The organism is Legionella quinlivanii, from assembly GCF_003265995.1.
Taxonomy (GTDB): Bacteria; Pseudomonadota; Gammaproteobacteria; order Legionellales; family Legionellaceae; genus Legionella_C; species Legionella_C quinlivanii_A.
In genome coordinates, this window is sequence record NZ_MVJN01000005.1 from 183629 (window position 1) to 204016 (window position 20388).

Sequence of the window (20388 nt, forward strand, 5' to 3'; positions counted from 1 at the left end):
TGATTAAAAGCTTCTGAGCGACAATAGGCAACCTGATAATAGGGGAAGTAACACATGCATTCATCAAGTGATTTGGCCAATGCTGTAAGAATTTTGAGTATTGATGCGGTAGAACAAGCGCAGTCCGGACATCCTGGAATGCCCCTGGGAATGGCTGATATTGCCACTGTGCTCTGGCAGAAATTTCTGAAACATAATCCCAAGAATCCTCATTGGTATGACCGCGACCGTTTTGTCTTGTCCAATGGACATGGCTCGATGCTCTTGTACTCCTTACTGCATTTAAGCGGCTACAATCTGCCGATTGAAGAGCTTAAAAATTTTCGCCAGTTACATTCCAAAACCCCCGGCCATCCGGAATTTGGTGAAACCCCTGGTGTGGAAACAACGACCGGCCCTTTAGGCCAGGGTTTAGCGAATGCGGTAGGAATGGCCATTGCTGAAAAATTAATGGCCCGCCAGTTTAATCGCCCCAATATGGAGCTGGTTAATCATTTCACCTATGCATTTGTTGGCGACGGCTGTCTGATGGAGGGGATATCCCATGAGGCTTCTTCTCTTGCCGGTACTCTCAAATTAGGCAAACTGATTGTTTTTTATGATGACAATGGCATCTCCATTGATGGAAAGGTCGACAACTGGTTTCGCGATGACACGGCGATGCGTTTCAAGGCCTATCATTGGCAAGTAATCGGCCCAATTGACGGCCATAATCCTATTGAGATTGAAACAGCCATTAAACAAGCCCAGGCAGAAACGGCAAAACCCAGCCTTATTATCTGCAAAACCACCATCGGCTTTGCGTCTCACGTGGCTGGCAGTGAAAAGTCGCATGGCGCTCCTCTTGGTGCGGCTGGAATTGAGCAGGTTCGTAACACACTGAACTGGGCTCACCCGGCATTTGAAATTCCAAATCAGATTTATGCAGAATGGAATCATGTTGAGCAGGGTCAGCATGATGAAAAACAATGGCTCCTGGCCTGCAACAACTATCAGAAACAATATAAAGATGACTATCAGGAGTTTTTAAGACGTATTAATGGCGACTTACCTGATAACTGGCCAGCTGATGCAGAGCATTTTATTCAGCAGTGTATTGCCGAAAACAAAACAATGGCTTCTCGTAAAAGTTCCCAGTATTGCATTGAGCATTTTGCCAAAGAATTACCTGAAATGCTGGGCGGTTCAGCCGATTTAACCGGCTCAAATAATACCGACTGGTCCGGCAGCAAGGCTATTTCTGCAGAGGACTTTTCAGGAAACTATTTATATTATGGTGTGCGTGAATTTGCGATGGCCGCGGTAATGAACGGCATCGCTTTACATGGCGGCTTTATTCCCTATGGCGGTACCTTCCTGGTGTTTACGGATTATGCTCGAAATGCAATCCGTTTAAGTGCATTGATGAACCAGCGGGTTATTTTTGTGTTAACCCATGACTCGATTGGTCTTGGCGAAGACGGTCCTACCCACCAACCTATAGAACATGCCGCCATGCTTCGTCTAACGCCTGGCATGCAGGTTTGGCGCCCTGCTGATCTGGTGGAAACGGCAGTCGCCTGGGCAGAAGCCTTACAACACCAATCCGGCCCATCCGCTCTCTTGTTATCGCGCCAGAATTTGCCGGCGCTTTCTCACGCGACCGACGCGTCAGCCTTAATCAGCAAAGGTGGTTATATTCTGAGTGACTGTGAAGAACCGGAAATTATTCTGCTGGCTACCGGCTCGGAAGTTCAGCTCGCCCTGGATGCTGCAGAACAGGCTCGTGCGAACGGTAAGCGAATTCGTGTGGTTTCCATGCCCTGCTGCGAACGTTTCTTGCAGCAGGATGAAGCCTATCAGGAACAGGTCTTGCCCAGACATGTACGCAAGCGCATTGCGATTGAGGCTGCGGCCAGTGGTTACTGGTATCGCTTTATAGGACTTGATGGCGAGGTGGTAGGTCTTGAGCGTTTTGGAGTTTCCGCACCGGCGGCAAAAGCCTATGAGTATCTGGGACTAACCGTAGAAAATATTATTAAAGTAATCAATAGATTGTAATAATGGCTCTTTGATTGAGTCAGTATATTTCGGAGAAGTTTTATGACTATACGAGTCGCAATTAATGGCTATGGCCGTATTGGACGCTGCATTCTGCGTGCTTTTTTTGAAAACGGCCGTCAGGATGAGTTGCAAATAGTAGCAATCAATGACCTCTCAGGCATTGAAACTACTGCTCATCTGACCCGATATGATTCCACCCATGGCCGTTTTGCCAGTACTGTTGCTATTGATGGGGATAAACTGGTCGTTGATGGCCAGCCGATTAAAGTGCTGGCGCAGCGAGATCCTGCCCTTTTACCCTGGGGCGATCTGGATGTCGATGTGGTGCTGGAATGTACCGGTGCATTCACATCCCGGGAAAAAGCCATGCAGCATATCGCATCTGGCGCCAAAAAGGTGCTGATTTCAGCGCCAGGTAAAGATGCAGATGCCACCATTGTCTATGGAGTAAATCACCACAGCCTGCGTGCCACCGATATCATTGTTTCAAATGCCTCCTGCACTACGAACTGCCTTGCACCGGTCGTCAATCCCCTGCATCAGCGTATTGGCATTACCCAGGGTCTGGTTAACACGGTGCATGCCTATACCAAAGATCAAATGTTACTGGATGGCAGCCATCCTGATTTAAGACGCGCCCGCTCAGCAACTCAATCCATCATTCCCACTAAAACAGGTGCGGCCTCTGCGGTAGGTCTGGTATTACCTGAGCTGGCCGGCAAACTGGACGGCTTTGCAATGCGCGTCCCGACTTTGAATGTTTCCGTAGTCGATCTGACGTTTATTGCTGCCCGGGAAACATCGGTCAGTGAAGTTAACGACATTATGCGTCAGGCAAAAAATGATATTCTTCACATCAACGAAGAGCCTCTGGTCTCCTGCGACTTCAATCACCATCCAGCGTCTGCAATATTTGACGTGACACAGACCAAAGTCATGGGTAATCTGGTTAAGGTAGTCGCCTGGTATGATAATGAGTGGGGTTTTTCTAACCGCATGCTTGATACTGCCAAGTGCATGATGAATCGTTAAGAGATCAAAAAAACATGAATGTTTTAAAAATGAGCGACCTGAATCTCAGGAATAAACGGGTTCTTATTCGTGAGGATTTGAACGTCCCGATTAAGGATGGCATGATTACCAGCGACCAACGTCTGCAGGCCTCTCTGCCTACTATCAAGCAGGCTTTGGACGCAGGCGCTGCCGTTATTGTGCTTTCCCATCTGGGCCGCCCGGAAGAAGGGCGTTTCGAGAAGCGATTTTCTCTTGAGCCGATAGCCGATTATTTTGCCGGATATCTTGATTATCCAGTCCGTTTTGTCAGCGACTATCTCGATGGAATTGATACCAGACCCGGCGAATTAGTGATTTGCGAGAATGTTCGGTTCAATGTGGGCGAAAAAAAGAATGACCGGTTTTTATCGCAGAAACTGGCTTCATTATGCGACATCTTCATTATGGACGCCTTTGGAACGGCACATCGCGCTCAGGCATCGACAGTAGGTGTAGCCGCATTTGCCCCTCTTGCCGCTGCCGGTCCTTTATTAGTGAGTGAGTTAGAAGCTTTGCAGCAGGTTTTGAAAGCACCAAAACATCCGATCGTGGCCATTGTAGGCGGAGCGAAGGTATCTACCAAGCTTAGTCTGCTCAAACAAATGGTGACGATGGTAGATTACCTGATTCCAGGCGGCGGAATAGCCAATACCTTTTTAAAAGCTCAGGGCCATGAAATTGGGGTATCACTCTGTGAAGATGAGCTTTTGGACGAGGCGCGGGAAATTCTGCAGCTGGCCAAAGACAAGGGATGCAAAATGCCCCTGCCTACTGATGTAGTGGTTGGTAAAAGCTTTACTGAAAACTGTCCTGCGTTCAATAAATCACTTCATCACATTGCAAGTGATGATATGATTATGGATATTGGCCCGGACACCGTTCGTGCTTATGTGGATATTATTGATAAGGCTCAGACCATTATATGGAATGGACCAGTAGGTGTCTTTGAGTTTCCTCAATTTTCCTATGGAACTCGGGCACTGGCTATTGCTGTCGCAGACAGCGACGCTTTTTCAGTTGCAGGCGGCGGCGATACGCTGGCAGCTATTGACCTCTATGATTTAAATCAGCAGATTTCCTACATTTCTACAGGTGGCGGAGCATTCCTTGAATGTCTGGAAGGAAAAACCTTGCCGGCCGTTGCTATTCTGGAAGAACGTGCTAACGACCTACAGAAAACCCCTTGATTGTTGAGGGGGTTACTTATCCGGATGTTGTTGCACAATAAGCCTGTTGTCTTTGCGAACGTTAGTGAAGCAATTCAGATCGAAAACTTGAACAACATCAGGAGATTGCTTCGCTAACGCTCGCAAAGACGGCTTTTTGTGCACCTATTTTCATTATGCAACAACGCCTGCGCGGAAATGGTTGAGATCTACATGCAAAAATAGATCGGCAACTAAATTCGAGGAATCCGATTGAACTGGAAATAAATTCCATCTTTTGCCGCTGACGGCAAAAAAATTGGTATACTCTGCGCATTTCAATATGAGAATGATGTCATCATGAACGCATTAGAAACAGCGGTGAAGCAAGCCCTGGCTTTGTCTGGAAGCAGTCAGGAAGCCAATAAGGCCTATCTTGAATTTATTAAAGCCAATTTTATCATTCCAATTGATAAAAAATCAGCAGCGGATAATCCGGAAGTGCTTTATATGGTTGAAAACGGAAATTATTTTCTGCCGGTATTTTCAGATATGAGTTATTTCCACCCCTGGGCACAGGATATTAAAGATGAAATTCAAATTCTTCGCCTGTCAGGTGTTGATCTGCTTAAGGGAGTGGGCGAGCAAGTTACGGTATGTCTGAACATTGGCAGTTCTATTTATAAGGAATTTAATCCATCGGAACTGGAGAGAATGCGTAGCATGGTTCTGAAACTGTTTAAATAACATCACAGCCTCTTGTTTTTGTCGACAAGAGGCGGTTTATTTCTTTGTAATCATTAAGCCACCAAATCCAAAACCTGATAGCCAACTACAGCAGTCGCTGCCAGGGCCCCGGTAATTTTTAAGAACGTTGACAGAAACGCTGACTGAAAAGGATGATGATACCATTGATCATTGGCAGCAGCCTGCGGTGCTTCCAGTTCCTCTTCTTCAATCTGCTCAGACAGTGAAAATAAAGGCTCTTCTCCGTAAAATCCTGCCCACCAGCCTTCGCTCCATTGGTCATGCTCTTCAGTTCCGGCAGCATAAGGGTTTTCCTCTTCAGAAAGCTCGGCAGCGGCACATTCGTAACCAAAAACATAACACTCTTCAAGACTTGGATGGTCAATATTAAAACGTAATCGTAAATAAGGTGTAAGCGTTGTTTTATCTTTCATTTCAATACCCCTTTGCATACTAAAATGTATTCATTAATCCTTAAGCATTTATCGCACCAGTTTGTGAAGCAATTAATCTTAAGTTATGGTTCCATTGTACGCCTGGGAAATTGGGTGTGCCTGAGGGAAGACACAATTTACAAAATCTTGACAATATTTTTTTTATTAAACATTTGTGCGGGATTGATGTATAGGCGGACAGATTGAGAGGAATCCCTAAGGAATTTTGTTATTCCCGGGAAGGCGGAATTCATTCTTCAATCGGCATTATAGCGAGCTCAGAGATGAATCCCCGCCTGCGCGGGGAGGACAGTTTAATATACAAAGGTTCCTGAAAATTAATATACAAAGGTTCCTGAAAATCGTTCTAAGGAGCTAAGCGTCGGCAAACCCACTGTCCTCCCTGCAGTCTGAAGTGCAGACGATCATGTAATCGGTTATCTCTCCCCTGCCAGAACTCAAACTCATCAGGAAGCACCAGATAACCACCCCAATTGCGAGGACGGATAACAGGCTCCTGACTATGCTTTGCCAGCAAATCATTGAACGCTTTTTCAAGCTGCATGCGTTCAGTGATTTCCGCGCTTTGTGGTGAAACCACGGCGCTTATCCGGCTGGCAAGAGGACGGCTGTTAAAATACTCATCAGACTGTTCGGGGGAATTTCTTTTAACCCGTCCGCGAATACGGACCTGGCGCACTAGCTGCGGCCAGAAAAAATTCAAGGCTGCATAAGGGGTACGATTTAATTGCATCGCTTTCGCGCTGTCATAGTTGGTATAAAATAAAAAAGAATCCTGTTCCAGCCCTTTTAGCAGAACCACTCTTGAGTCAGGTAATCCGCGTTCATCCGTAGTGGACAACACCATCGCAGTCGGATCACTGATTTCAATCTGTAAAACTTCTTCAAACCAGCGCTGGAAAAGCTCAAAAGGATCTGTCTCCAGCTGCTCGTCTAAGGTCAAATTGCCGTATTCACGGCGAATTTCGGCCAACTTGTCAGGATTCATTTTCGTATTCACTCTAAAACCGTTTAGGAATTATAAACTACTTTCTTTGAAATTCTATCGAGCCTTTATATTGACCTATATAAATAAAAAAGCATTTTAAGGTTTACTTAATGTTCAACATATATTATGTAGGATATAAATACTGCATAGAGATGAAGCCGTGCTCGATAAGCTAAAAGCCATTTTAGATATATTCTCTAATCCTGTCTTGGAATTTACTGACAAACAGCTAAAAACCCTCGAGTCTTTTAAAGAGAAGCAAGTGGCGGCGTTTCTTCGTGCCCAGCGAGAACTCATCTGCAAGACGCTGGCTGAAGGCTATGACTTCCCTGCCGGTGATAATCCTAAAGTTTCCATTCGATTTAATGAGAGTTTAAACAGCCATTACTTATCGAACATGTACACAGTGGGCGTTCCTTTCCCTAAATCCTATTTACCGATTTTGCTTGAGCAGGATGCCGATATCAATCAAATGCTAATTGAACCTGGAAAAATTTATTTCTCCATCCAGGATGGCAAGATTGAGTATACTGTAATTGCCCCTCCGGCACAGAAAGTTAGCGCAAGACTAGATCCACTGAACCTGGGAATCACTCTGAGTGATCCTCTGACTATAGAAAATCTGCAAGCGAACTTACCGCTGATTATGCAGGCCACCCACAAGGCAGGGCATACTGTTCTGAATTACAGCAGTGAACCGCGGGAAGTGGTACAGATAAAAGATTTGATTAATGCCCTATACCACGGAGAACAGGCTTTCCTTGATTTGGAAAGTTTGAATATCAGAGGGGTATATCACCTTGACATCGTAGACGTAAATAAAAAACCGGTCACAGGCAAAATTTATTTGCGAAACCCTTTAGACAGCTTCTCTATTGCAGCATTTCCTCAGGAAGGCGATCTCAGCGCCAATACGCTTTATTTAAAAGAGGAAGGCGAAGAAAACAAAACCCTTCGTTATTCCTTTATTCATCCGATTAGTAAACAACTGTTTGAGGGCAATTTCAGCGCTGATGAATTGAAAGCCATGCTCGGCGAAGAAGAAACTCCCCAATTTCTGAGTGTATTGCGAGCTGGGGACTTCTCCAGGCTTGAGCTATTCAAGAAGAAACTGGGCAGCAATTTACTCAAAGCCGGTGAATTACCTCTGATTTACTATGTAATCAACACCCGTAATCAACGATTAATTGTCGATAAAATTCCTCTTGAAGAATTAAGTAAAATTTTCAGTGAGGAAGAGATTAATCGCCTTTGTTTTGCTCTTGAAGAACATGAAATTGAAAACCTGCAACTGCTAAAAGATGGCATCGTTTCAATAGCCAAAGAAAGACAACAGATAGTTGAAGCACAGGAGCAACGCCAGTTAGACATTCAAAAACTGCTGAATAGTACAATTGATCATGCCTATACGGCCTGCTATCTGGCAACTCACCTTGACTCTGATTTGGTAGAAATGTTTTCCCGCGAATTCGCAGTGGGAGAACAACTGCTTTCGGGTATTCAAAACTATGCCGACTCACCGGAAAGAGGGGTAAAGCTGCTTGAACAGGCCAGCCAATTTGCCCGAAATCATGCCTATACTGCCGGTTATGTTGCCGGAGTAGCTGTTGATCAGCTGCAACCCAAAGGCGGAAAAACCGACTACAACTTTTTGACCCATTTATCTGCCAAGTTGCCTGAATATCTGCAGGAATTTACCAAACAGATTAAATCGCATTCTCAGGAACTGATGCAAGCGCTTATCGAGAAAGGCGTTCCTCTGGATCCCAAGGCCATTGAAACCTTACAAGAGATGCAAAGCCTTGATAAGAAAGCAATTGAATCGTTACAGGCCAGTGCCCTGGCAATGCTTAATTCAATTACTCTGCTGCAGGATAATCGACTCTTTTTACCCTTGCAGGTGATTCATTATATTAAAATCCTGCGCAATGTCGTGACCTTGACATCCAGTATTCTTGCGCAATCGATGAATATGAATGAGGCCACTCAGCGAGCAGTCTGTGCCCAGTTATCCAAGCTCAAATATGATCTGCTCCCGCAGCTTTTTGCGCTTGCCGATAAAATAGAAGATCAGTTCCTGTTACAGCCAGGCTCTTTATCTGATCCCATAAACACGCAAATCAAGGCACTTTACAGCGCTATTATTGAACACACTGGCAAGCTCGTTAAATTTTCAGAACAGGCGCCGGAACTATCTACTGTAGAAGACAGCAAGCTTCTCGAATTACGAATTCAGGGAACGAGAGCACGAATAGATCATAGCCGACAAAAACTGTATGCCGCTCAGGATGCGAAGGAAGCGTTTCTGAAATTTTACGGGATCATTCAGTCTCCTCAATATCGAGGCATACGCATAATGGACCTGCCTCTGCCCGTGAGAGAGCTTCTGACCAGCTATTTTATGCGTTTCAGGCATTCTGTCGAGCAATACGATGTCAATTTGGCTAACGCGATTGTCTATGGACTGAATGGGGGCGACACCAGCACATTTCAGACAATTAAAGAATACTACGATGGCTGGTGGAAAAAATATGAAGGCGTCGACTGGATTGCGAATCTGTTCAACCATGCAGGCAACATTGGCAGTTTAATTGAGCGAGAATTAAATACACAGAATTTCCACCTCCACTCCAATATCGCTCTGATCGAGTCCATTTATACTAAAGCTGATTTGAGACTCTACCCCTTTGACCCGAGCCGCCAGGTATTGAGTTTCGATGAACAAAAAGCGCTGGATATCAGCAAGGAAGCAGCCCCTGCGTATGGGATAAAGACGGATGATAAATGGGGCACGGTCATATCAAAGCCTGAGAATCTGAATGCAAAACAGTGTCTTTCGCTGATGACATACTACGCGGGGATAGAAGACAGATTGCTGAGTGCGAATGCCGCCTATAAAAACTTTATGCTTTCACTGGTCCGCTATAGCACCCTGCCAGGCAATAATGAGGAAGAGAAGTCCGCTTTAGTAGAAGCCAAAACTGAACTGAGGAACTGGTACAACATTTTTCAGCCTTATTTCTGCGTCGCTTTCTCAGATCCAAGAATTCAATTTATAGACAAGGAAAACATTGACTGGCTGAACTCCGATGAGCTGACAATTCCCGACTCAGGTTTTGAGTTTTTGCAGCAACATGAATCGGATATGCATATCTGCTTTGCTGACGCAGCATCCGTTTGCAGAAAACGGGCGCAGTCATATGCCGGACTGACTCATGCAAAACGAAATAAAGAAATAGTCGATGAAGCGCAATATTCTCTTGTTATAACGATCCAGGCAAACAGTTTAACTGAGGCACTCAAACTGTATTTTGATAACCAGCGCCATGGTTACACCCATAATTTGACTATGCCTGAGCCAGTAAAGGCAATTCTTGAGCGACTGAAGCTTAAAACCCTGTCCTCACTTCCATTAGGCCCTCTGGTTAAGGGCCGAGTTGAACAGCAGATTACCCATTTATTTAATCTGGATGAGCAGCTGAAATCTTACCCGCTCAGCGCAGAGCAAAAAGCGGCATGCAATCAGTTATTGGCCAAAATCTGTAATCAGTACATACAGCTACTCGAAGCAAGTCTTGCCGCCGACTATCATAAAAACTATTTATCTGTTAAAGAAAAATTGCAGCAGCTGCAAGAAGAACTCATTCCTCAGTTATTGAGCTTGACCGATGAACTGGAGATTCATGCAAAAGCAGAACTGCGAACCTTCACAAAACCCCTGCTTGATAATCTGAATGCCTTCCATAATGAAATCATGCCGGTTGTTAGCGGTCGATATCCTGCTCTGGACAATAACCCTCCATTGCATGTGGTTTCGGCTTCAGCGTTGAAAGCCCGTATTGCGCCTGTTTATCAGCGAATCGAGGCCTGCCATTATAACTCTAACATGATTGGCCAGGCACAGGATGCACTTGAAGAGTTTTACTCAATCCTGGAGGATGAAGAATTTAAAGACAAACGAATTATCGATTTGTCTGCCGAAACCAAAGAGTTATTGAAAAAACAATTTGCTTATTTCCGCCCGTTTCTTTTAGCGATGAATCCCGCTCTGGAAGCCAGCATTGTCAATGGACTTAACTCACAAGGCCGCTCTGTTTTTTATGGCGTGATGAAGCACTGGGATTATCATGTGCATGGTAATCAGACCAATGATTGGATTGTTCATGTATTAGCCAATAAAGAAAATCTTGCCAAGGCATTACAAGACGCGTCCAACAGGCAGACAGAGCATTACAATGCAGGTTTGAACCTCATTGAGAGCATTGAGAAACAAACAACAACTTTATTAAATCCTGCGGCAAAAGTTAACAATGATCTTATCCTCTTTAATGAATTGGAAGTATTGGGAATTCCAGAAGAAAAATACCAGGCTTACAAACCTAAAAAAGAGGCCTACTGTCGACAAATTACGACCCCTCGCAGGCTTAAGGCAACCCAGGCTCAGCAACTATATGCCTATTATTTAAGCGAACACACCCGTGTAGAACGGGCGGCTACGGCCTTTGAAAATTTTATCCAGCTTCTGGAAGCCTCTCCCGCCGCCTCACTGCTTGAGCTGTCTGAAGCAGATAAACAGCTCGCCAGACAATACTATAACCAATTCCAGCCCTATTTTATGGTGTTCATGGCAGAGGCCTTGCCAAGACAATTGTTTGAACGTCTGGACCAGGATATTGTAGATAATTTAAATACGGGCTTATTGAATCACAAACCTGATCCAAACAGCATTAGTACAGACTTTTTCAAAGACTCAAGCGCCGCATTTCAGCAGACTTTACGAAAAACCGAGACCCTTTGCCTGCAGCAGCAACTGACTTACCGTAATCTCGGCTTTGATAAACTGGCAGACGCTTTAGCGGCAAACCTTGACTTAGGCGCAGGTCTTTCTGCTCCCGAGTTAACGCTTAAACCACTTGATCAACCGCTATCCAATGCTTTGGCCGCTATTCCAGCTGAGCCTTTAAATTATGGTCATGCAGGAAACCAGGCTATCTATTACGAAGTGACTGATAAAGGTCTTGCTTATTCGGTTGTTACTGCTGCGGGTGAATCGATTAGCGATATTCTCAGCGAAAATGATTTACCTGATTTAAGCAGCCCGGTTTCTGAGCATATTCCTTTCCTGGATTTTGAAAACATCAAAACCCTGGCAGTAACCCCATCCACACTCAGCCAATTGGAACAGGCTTTTTCAATACTTCAAAAAGCTAAACAGGAATGGGACAGCTACGCGGTTCCCAGAGAACTAAAAGATGCGGCATCTAAACTGGCTTATAAGTTAACTCGCCAGTCTTTTTATACCCTTCGAGAGTTATTGCAAAATGGGGCTTCAAACCCTCAGTTTATCCGTCATAAACTGTTGGTAATGAAAGAGGAGATTATTCCTCAGTTGCTGGGTATTGCCGATCAGATTGAGCTTAAAGCCCAATTGGTTCATGGCAAATTAGGCAATCGACTGGAGGAAAGTTTAGAATCCCTGTACCTTGGGCTTGTTAAAGAAACTGAGAAGTTCTTGCCAGTGGTTGCTGACAGTCCTGAATTACTCGAGGGGTCCGCAGCTGCCTTTAATAAGCGAAGTCAGGGCCCGAGAGAACGTCAGCAAATAGCTCAGCAAAACTTAAACAAAATAGAGCGTGCACAAGCCGCATTTGAAGCCTTTTATCAGATTATCGAAGACGAGGAGTTGCAGGGTAAACGCTTAATTGACCTGCCCTCCCCGACCAAACTCATATTAAAACAGCATTTCGTATACTTCCGAAGCTATGTGCTCGAAGCCGCTCCCGAACTGGAAGATGCGATCGTTAATGGACTTAATGGTGAAGGCCGCGCCGCCTTGTATGGTTTCAAAGCCCTTTATGACCGCTATGTTCACAATTATCAGAATATGGATTGGATTGCCAATGTACGGAGTAACAAAGAGATCATTGGTAAAGGTATCGCCAGAGACAATGCCTCACAGCAGCATATGATGGATCAAAACCGGGCCCTGGAGGAAGAGCTCGTCGGTAAAGCTGAAATTTTCCTGCATCCTGTCAGCATTGAACAGGATTTGGTTCTGTTTAATGAAGCGAAGGCGATTCATTTATCCCCTCAGGCAAGCAGCGAGGCAGATATCCAGGCGATGGATTATGGTAAACAGATTGGCAAACTGGAGAATTTATCCTTCGAGCAAGCAGAGGCCCTGCACGCTTACTACTCACTCCGAAAAAACGATCTGCAGAAAGCCGAACTGTATTTTGAACAGTTCACCAATATCCTGCAAGGAGCAAAAACGGAGTTTGTCTGCGATATGTCCGCAGAAGAAAAACTTAATGCTCGCCGCTATTATTATCAATTCCGCCCTTACTTTCTAGCAGCCACGGCAGCAAAATCCAGCGTGGAAAATATGAAAAAACTGGATGCGGCCATTATTGAGAATCTGAATCCTGAATCGGAGCATGAGTTCAGCATAAAAGTAAGGACAAACGACTTTTCAAACAACGCAGCCTGGTTCAAAAAGGTACTCGCCAGCCTGGATGAAATCTGCGATGGCAAATCGCGGCAATATCAGCAATTAAGCAATAACAAGCTTGAGGAAAGGCTGGACGACAAAATCAGTTATCCGGCGGGCGCTCCGATTGCTGAATTAAAGCTGAGAACAGACATTCAGACTGAAGTTCGTTCCGATTTTGCAGAAGCGTTAGCCAGTCCTTTCCTCCATGACGAGTTAAGAACCCTTTCTTCAAAAATCATGGCGGTTATCGCCAGCCGTGGTCATGCGCCCGCTAAAGTGCTGCCTAATCTGGTTTATGGCAACCGGTCAAGCTACGTGTTTAAACATGATTACTATGCGCAAAAAATTGGTGATTTCCGCGAATCTCTAATGAAGTTGACGCAATTTTTAAATATTTCTGTGAAAACAGAATTGCATCTTGGTACTCAGGAACGCAATAAGCTGCCCTTCCCGGAGTTGGAAGATCCACACAAAGTACTGGCGCAAAGCCATCAGGTTCTTCATATCAAACAATTGTTTAATGCCTTATATCATGTAGAACAAATTATTAAGCAATTACAGAGACTGGATAACAGCAGCACAAAGTTATTGTATGTTTTCTATCTTTTACAGGCTTATGGGCATGTCTCCGAGCTTTTAGAGTTGTGCAAAGCCTTGGCAGCAGATCCTCATCTTTCCATGCTGGCCAATGAATTGCTCGCCAAAGCCCAGGATATGAAACGCGTGGTGATGGAGCAAAGCGAACCTTATCTGTCAGATGCTAGTAACGTCGACCCAGAAGAAGTCCCCGGAGAAGTACGTTACAACGCGATTTGGTACACACTGCAGGCCTTTTTCATGGTCCCTGCGCAAATTAAGTCGGCACTGGAAGGTCAACCGAATCTTTCTGAGGCCCAGCTTTTAAGCATACAAACCAACACTAAGAAAGTTGTTGTCCATATTGAGCGAATTATTGCCAACTCCGACTCTTATTTCAGGCTATTGCTGGAAACACCGGTTATGTACCGGCTCTTTCAGGAACTGCGTGTCAGGCTTGCCGAATTTACTCAGACCACCAATAACTTTACTATTGATCATCTTGAAGAAATCAATACGGTCATCTTCGCCAAAATTCTTCTGGAAACCGATAAATGGGAAGACAAACTCAACCTGGCTCCGGGCACGCTGACAGGCCCGATGAAAGTAATTCTCGATGAGCTTTACAAGGGAATGCTTGAGCCATTGGAGCTTGTGTCAGAAAAACACATGCGTCTGGTTCATAATTTTTCGCCCATTGTCCAACGAAAAGACGCGGCGTACCTAAGACTGGATGAAGCGGAAAACCAGATAGAGCCAATCAAAAGCAAAATGAAGCCGCTCACGACGCTGATGGGCGCTATGGATCATTATCTGAATCTGGTCAATCAATTGAACTTTATTCAATCTCAGAATAAAGACGCTAAGGATGAGACTGAAGAAAATCCGGCACTGGATAAAATTAACAAAGGAATTGAGAAAGCAAAAACCAGTGTCTTGCAGTCGTATGCAGAGGCTTATCCTTTATTGGAAGAACATCATAAGCAGTTGCCCTTACCTAAAGAAATCAGTGCTGAAAACAAACTGATTGATCAGTTAATTCATAACTCTGAACTTAAAACCGCAGTAAAACTCGCGAATATCAGGGAGCGAGTACGCAGCACCTACAGTTATTACCTTGGAAATCTCTCCACAGCTGAATTGGCAATCAAGTCTGCAGAAGAGAAAATAGCTTATCTTGAACAGCTGCAAACCTCACAGGTTCAGGAAAACAGCAATTTCAGACGACAATATACGGAAAACACCTTTGATAAGCGGGTGGAACTGATCATTAACAGGCAAGTGGGCCTGCATATGGTTGATCAGGAATATAAGGCGAAGCTGAAAGAGCACTTGATGTCGTTCAAAAATGATTTTGTTGAGCGGGCTTTGAATGAACAGGATATTAAAAGGAAAATCCGTAAAGAGCTAATGAATAAAGCCCGTCAGTTTCAAACCGAACATTTTGCTGAATACCAGCAACTGGACAAGGTGAAAGCTGCAATTAATGCATTTAAACTCTATTTTGATCATGCCAGTGACGCATTGCAAAAACAGAAATCTTTATATGAAAGCCAGAAAACCCTGACTGCCAAGCAGATTGAAATTAAAAAGCTGGAAACCATTGCCGATGACACCTCAATACCCATCTCCGAACGCCTGGAGAATTTAAAATCAGACGTGGAAAGTCCTGTTTTTAAAACCATCATTACAGCCAGACAACATTTGGATATGTTTAGCCTGGCTTGGGTGAAACGATGCTTTTTCGATCTGCTTGAAGCCCTGCACCTTTATAAACCGGCGCATCTTAGAAAGTATGATCAACTGCATTCCGCAGCCCATACCCCATTTTCCAAAATGGACAACCCCAATGGTTATGGTCAGAATCCTCATGGCTTATTCAACAAAAAGCAGCAGCAGGCCCCCGTAGTTGATGATCCAGTAAATGCACCGCCACTCATCAACCCGCTAACATAACACGCTGCCGTTAGCTTTTTCAAAATGCATTCCAGAGACAAGTGCTTTGGGATGCACACCTCCGGATTAAGAATACAGTAAAGAAAGTAGCTCATTGAGAAAATAATGCTATGATAGTCAGTCTAAAATGGAATCAAAGCCCAGTCATGTCCTTATTGATTAAAGCCATCTTTTTCTTTGGAGCCCTTATGACCAGCATTTCCACCCAGGCCTTAACTATTGTTCATATTGAAGACGAGGCTTATAAGCCTGTGCTTGGCACTCGCGCCAAGGCGGTTAGTTTTCCCTTATCTGATGAGGATATTAATCTGATTGCTGCGATGAAATCGAAGCTATACAGCCTTGGAGGGGTTGGTTTGGCGGCACCGCAGGTCAATCATGCGCGACAGATTATTGCTCTGTATATTCCGGAAAGTGCTGCTCTATTGCGTGACAATGTCGTCACTTATCCCATGCATATTATGATTAATCCTGATTATCAGGCAGTGGGTGATGAGAAGACCGCTGATTTCGAAGCCTGTTATTCAGTGAACAGCAAGGCAGGCAAGGTTCCTCGTTTTAATAAAATTCGGGTCACTTATTATGATGAACAGGGCAGGCCACATGAGCAAATGGCTGAAGGCTTTTATGCCAGAGTGCTTCAGCATGAAATTGATCATTTAAATGGCATTTTAATTATTGATCGTCTGACGCCTGATTGCGTGCAGGGAACTTACGCCGAGATGATGCAGCTAAGACGGGCATCCTTATCGCCTGAAAAGCAGAAACTCTTTGATGAGTTGCTGGAGCAGAAAAAGCAGCCAAACAATTCTCAGGAAACAGATCCGGATTGAGCAATCCGAATCTGTATTCATTCAATCAATCCAAAGAAAAGGGCATCAGCTCTTTTTCCAATTCATCATCGCTGTTATCTTTCTCTTCGGTGCCATAATTTAACTGGTTCGCCGGGTTTTTAAGTGCGTCTGTCAAACTGATAAACTGATACCCATTATCACGGTACATCTTAATGATATCGGGCAAGGCATAACTGTTAAGCAAATTGGCATGAATCAACAGAATCTGTTTAACCGGTTTACCCTCTGCCTGCTTTTCTGCTCTCAGGGTTTGTTTCCAGATATAGGCAAGATAGCGCGGTTTTAGTTTATTCACATAACTTTCACGCATACGATAAGGCACTCTGTAAAGCTGCTCATTAAACTGAAAATCTTTGCTATCGATGGTGACCGGGGCAATGGTGTAATGATGTTCCTGAAGATAGGCTAATACTTTTGGCTTTGAGTTCTTATTTCCCATTGCCAGATAAGGATAGCGGAAATATTTGGGTTCGGTCATAATCGGCTCAAGCTTTTTATCCGCTTTATCCAGATCGGCAATATACTTGTCCGCGTTCATGCTATTTAGGTTGTAATGGGAATAGGTGTGATTTCCCAACATAAAACCGGCATTGCGAAACTCTTCCAGAAACTCCCATTGCCCCTTGGCGATAGCACCCGCGATAATAAATCCGGTTGCCGGTACCTTATTATCCACTAAAGCCTGAACAATTCGATGGAATCGCTCGGTTGAGCGCTGCTGATTGCCCGGGGTATTCATACTGGAACCGACCAGAGGCAAATCATCAATGGTGATTGCCACCTCTTTGGTTTCTGCAATACAGCTTGAAGAAATTAATAAACAACACAGAAAATTAAATAGTCTCATGATAATCCATTATCAACCGAGGAAGTTTTCAGTGTAGCAGATTTTCAAGTTGTTTCTATAGAGGAGGACTTTTTAAATTTTCTGATCAACAAGGGATGACAAATGCTCTTTCCTGCCACCCTGAATTATCACCGTCTTCATCCTGGATTTCTCCCCATGACGAATTGAAATCGCCGCGAGCGGGATATTCAGGGATTTGCCCAAAAATTTTATCAAGACTTTATTGGCCTTGCCCTCAACAGGGGGTGCGGCGAGTTTAATTTTCAGACTTTGGCCATGTAAACCGCAGACTTCACTTTTTTTAGCGCCGGGTTGAATATAAAGAAAAAGAGTCAGCTTTCCCTCTTCCAATTGATACCAGGACTCATTCATTACACCACACGGATCCCCTGCTTTCCAGCCACAATGACCTTGTCAGCCAGCTCTCTTGCGAAAAGCCCATTTTCAACTACCCCAGGTAACAATTTGATCGCTTGTTCCAGTGCCATCGCATCTTCAATCTCAAAGTTATAGACATCGAGAATAATATTTCCGTTATCAGTCACAAAACCTTCCCGATACTCAGGGTCACCGCCTAACTTGACTAATTCTCGTGCTACCATGCTTCGGGCCATTGGAATCACTTCTACCGCCACAGGAAACGCACCCAGACGATTTACCAGTTTAGACTCATCCACAATACAGATAAACTGTCTGGATGCAGCCGCCAGAATTTTTTCCCGGGTTAAGGCTCCCCCTCCACCTTTGATCATCTGGTGAGCGACCGTGACCTCATCAGCGCCATCAATGTAGATAGCCACCTCGCCGGCCACATTGAGATCGACTACAGGAATTCCCAATGCCCGAAGACGTTGTTGTGTGCCCAAAGAGCTGGCCACACAGGCATCAATACGATGTTTAATGACAGCAAGCTGCTCAATAAAAAAATTAACCGTTGAACCCGTTCCGACACCGACAATCATATCATCGTCGATGAAATCCAGGGCAGCTTTCGCAGCCTGTTGCTTTAATGATTCCATAAAAATCCTACCGCCATAAATTATTTTTAACCAGATTTAAAATCTCTGTGCCCTGACCATTAATAATGGCCTTCATCATATAGAGGCTAAATCCTTTAACCTGGGCAATATTGATTGCAGGCGGCATAACCAGCTCATTGCGATTCACTCGCACATCAACCAGTGCCGGCCCCTGATGTTTGAATGCAGCCCGCAAGGCATCCCGCAAATCAGCAGGGTCTTCGACTCGCAGGCTATGAATCCCGGCCCCTTCAACCATTTGGGCAAAATTGGGATTATGCAGCTCAGTGCCATACTCAAGCATTCCACCGACATGCATTTCCATTTCGACAAAGCCCAGAGTACCATTATTAAAAATCACCATTTTAACCGGTAATTGCTGCTGAACAAGAGTCAGAATGTCGCCCATCAGCATACTGAACCCGCCATCGCCACACAGAGCAACGACTTGGCGCTCGGGATAACAGGCCTGCGCGCCAATAGCCTGCGCCAGGGCGTTTGCCATTGAGCCATGATTGAAAGAGCCCAGCAGACGCCGTTTGCCATTCATCATCAGATAACGGGCAGCCCATACCGTTGGAGTTCCTACATCACAGGTGAAGATCGCATCATCGCTGCTTTCTTCATTGATTAGTTTTGCCAGATATTGGGGATGAATCAGTTTCTTACCAGGCTTAGCGCTCGCCAGATCATCGAGCTCTCTGCGAGCATGACGATAATGCTCCACCGCTTTGTCAAGATGGCTGCTATCTGTCTTAGGCTTTATTAATGGCAGCAATGCTTCCAGTGTAGCATTCACATCACCCACCACGCCTAAATCAATGTCGGCTCGTTTTCCTAACTGGCTGCCTTCAATATCAATCTGAATAATTCTGGCATTTTCAGGATAGAACTGACGGTATGGGAAGCTGGTTCCCAATAATAACAAGACATCGCAGGACTCCATTGCATAATAGCCTGAGGAAAATCCTATTAAACCGGTCATGCCGACGTCATAGGGATTATCATATTCAATGAAGGTTTTGCCGCGCAGCGTATGGACCACCGGGGATTTTAACTTGTCGCATAGAGTCATCAATGGCTGATGCGCGCCTGCTGCGCCAATCCCGCAAAAAATGGTGACTCGCTGGGCATCATTTAATTCTTTAGCCAATTGCTTAAGCAGCGCATTATCCGGTAAAACCACGGGTTTTGGTGCTGGAATCCAGGCAGGTGAGTGCCGGGTACGAATTTCCTGCATAGCGAAATCCCCGGAAATGACGATCACCGCAACCCCACGCTTTGCAATTGCTGTTTGCATGGCAATTTTCAAAATGCGCGGCATCTGCTCCAGAGAAGAGATGATCTCGCAATACACACTGCATTCCTTAAACAGGATCGCGGGATGCGTTTCCTGAAAATAATCCCCTCCAATTTCAGGTGAGGGAATATGCGCCGCGATTGCCAATACCGGCGCGTTACTGCGCTGACAGTCATACAGTCCATTGATGAGGTGAACGTTACCAGGGCCGCAGCTTCCCGCGCAAACGCTTAACTCGCCGGTGAGCTGAGCCTCGGCACCTGCTGCGAAAGCAGCGACCTCTTCATGCCTTGTATGAACCCAGGAAATGGTTTTCCTTTTTTGCAAAGCATTGGTCAAACCATTGAGGGAATCGCCTACAATCCCATAAATACGCTTAACACCGGCTTCTTCCAGGGTATCGATAAACACATCAGCAACAGTCGTCATGCCATTTTCCTTGTTAACAGATTATTGACCTACCATCGGACTGGTATTCGGTACAGCTCCGCTTGGCACAGGTTTGGGAGTGGTTGCCGCATTACTGATATCAGCAGGGCTATCGCTTACTGAAGTGACGCTTTGTGCAGCATTCCCTGATTGTCCAGAGGATGACGAAGAGCTGGAGGAGGAGCTGCTATAGGAACTGTTGTTGGATGAGTTCGATTGGTGAGAGCTGGTATTTTTCTTTTCTGTGCTGGCAGAAGAAGAGCGTTTACCATGATAGTAAGGCTCATTGTGATCAGATCCTCCAAATAAGGAGTCCATTTGCTCACAGCCAGTTAATACCAAAGGGGCGGCCAATATAACCCAAGCGATTTTTCTTTTCATGGTTATTCTTCCTTGCGGTTAGTTAATTCCATACAAGTTGAAATTCTAGCTCTTGTATTTTAACTTGTAAAATCAATATGCTTGAATTTAGGTTGTGGCCCT

General features: G+C 44.9%; 13 protein-coding genes. 6 read left to right on the forward strand and 7 right to left on the reverse strand.

Features of this window, described 5'->3' with window-relative positions; genetic code table 11:
- Positions 1 to 54 precede the first annotated feature (54 nt).
- The 4 genes from tkt to B1207_RS07745 all read left to right on the forward strand — a co-directional run bounded on the left by tkt (position 55) and on the right by B1207_RS07745 (position 4988).
- Entirely contained in the window at positions 55 to 2040 is a 1986-nt protein-coding gene (gene tkt / locus B1207_RS07730) for a transketolase (protein ID WP_112219414.1), read from the forward strand.
- A gap of 42 nt (positions 2041 to 2082) precedes the next feature.
- The gene (gene gap / locus B1207_RS07735) at positions 2083 to 3075 is read left to right on the forward strand and encodes a type I glyceraldehyde-3-phosphate dehydrogenase (RefSeq protein WP_112219415.1); all 993 of its coding nucleotides are present in this window, start codon (positions 2083 to 2085) and stop codon (positions 3073 to 3075) included.
- A 14-nt stretch (positions 3076 to 3089) separates the two neighbouring features.
- Positions 3090 to 4283, forward strand: coding sequence for a phosphoglycerate kinase (locus B1207_RS07740; protein WP_112219541.1), 1194 nt, complete (start codon positions 3090 to 3092; stop codon positions 4281 to 4283).
- A gap of 318 nt (positions 4284 to 4601) precedes the next feature.
- Positions 4602 to 4988: an SseB family protein gene (locus B1207_RS07745; RefSeq protein WP_112219416.1), complete on the forward strand. Its 387-nt coding sequence runs from the start codon at positions 4602 to 4604 to the stop codon at positions 4986 to 4988.
- 53 nt (positions 4989 to 5041) lie between these two features.
- Here the strand turns inward: B1207_RS07745 and B1207_RS07750 are convergent, their stop codons facing one another.
- Positions 5042 to 5422: a transmission trait enhancer LetE gene (locus B1207_RS07750; protein ID WP_112219542.1), complete on the reverse strand. Its 381-nt coding sequence runs from the start codon at positions 5420 to 5422 to the stop codon at positions 5042 to 5044.
- A gap of 367 nt (positions 5423 to 5789) precedes the next feature.
- Positions 5790 to 6431 carry a pyridoxamine 5'-phosphate oxidase gene (gene pdxH, locus B1207_RS07755; protein WP_112219417.1) on the reverse strand — a complete coding sequence of 214 codons (642 nt, stop codon included), beginning with the start codon at positions 6429 to 6431 and terminating at the stop codon, positions 5790 to 5792.
- A gap of 208 nt (positions 6432 to 6639) precedes the next feature.
- Between pdxH and B1207_RS07760 the strand changes: the two genes are divergently transcribed.
- Entirely contained in the window at positions 6640 to 15456 is an 8817-nt protein-coding gene (locus B1207_RS07760) for a hypothetical protein (RefSeq protein WP_172458201.1), read from the forward strand.
- A gap of 188 nt (positions 15457 to 15644) precedes the next feature.
- Positions 15645 to 16289 carry a peptide deformylase gene (locus B1207_RS07765; protein WP_253255812.1) on the forward strand — a complete coding sequence of 215 codons (645 nt, stop codon included), beginning with the start codon at positions 15645 to 15647 and terminating at the stop codon, positions 16287 to 16289.
- A gap of 25 nt (positions 16290 to 16314) precedes the next feature.
- Here the strand turns inward: B1207_RS07765 and B1207_RS07770 are convergent, their stop codons facing one another.
- From B1207_RS07770 to B1207_RS07790, 5 genes are all read right to left on the reverse strand, one after another.
- Positions 16315 to 17157, reverse strand: a complete 843-nt coding sequence (locus B1207_RS07770; protein WP_058507159.1) for a polysaccharide deacetylase family protein — start codon at positions 17155 to 17157, stop codon at positions 16315 to 16317.
- Between the two features lie 72 nt (positions 17158 to 17229).
- Positions 17230 to 17529, reverse strand: a complete 300-nt coding sequence (locus B1207_RS07775; protein ID WP_112219420.1) for a DUF167 domain-containing protein — start codon at positions 17527 to 17529, stop codon at positions 17230 to 17232.
- A complete protein-coding gene (gene rpiA / locus B1207_RS07780; RefSeq protein WP_112219421.1) occupies positions 17529 to 18176 on the reverse strand; it encodes a ribose-5-phosphate isomerase RpiA in 648 nt (215 codons plus the stop codon). The genes B1207_RS07775 and rpiA overlap by 1 nt, the downstream gene beginning before the upstream one ends.
- Positions 18177 to 18183: 7 nt before the next feature.
- A complete protein-coding gene (poxB, locus tag B1207_RS07785) occupies positions 18184 to 19905 on the reverse strand; it encodes a ubiquinone-dependent pyruvate dehydrogenase (protein WP_112219422.1) in 1722 nt (573 codons plus the stop codon).
- Between the two features lie 21 nt (positions 19906 to 19926).
- Positions 19927 to 20286 (reverse strand): hypothetical protein, encoded by a 360-nt coding sequence (locus B1207_RS07790; protein ID WP_112219423.1) that lies wholly within the window; start codon positions 20284 to 20286, stop codon positions 19927 to 19929.
- Positions 20287 to 20388: the final 102 nt, after the last annotated feature.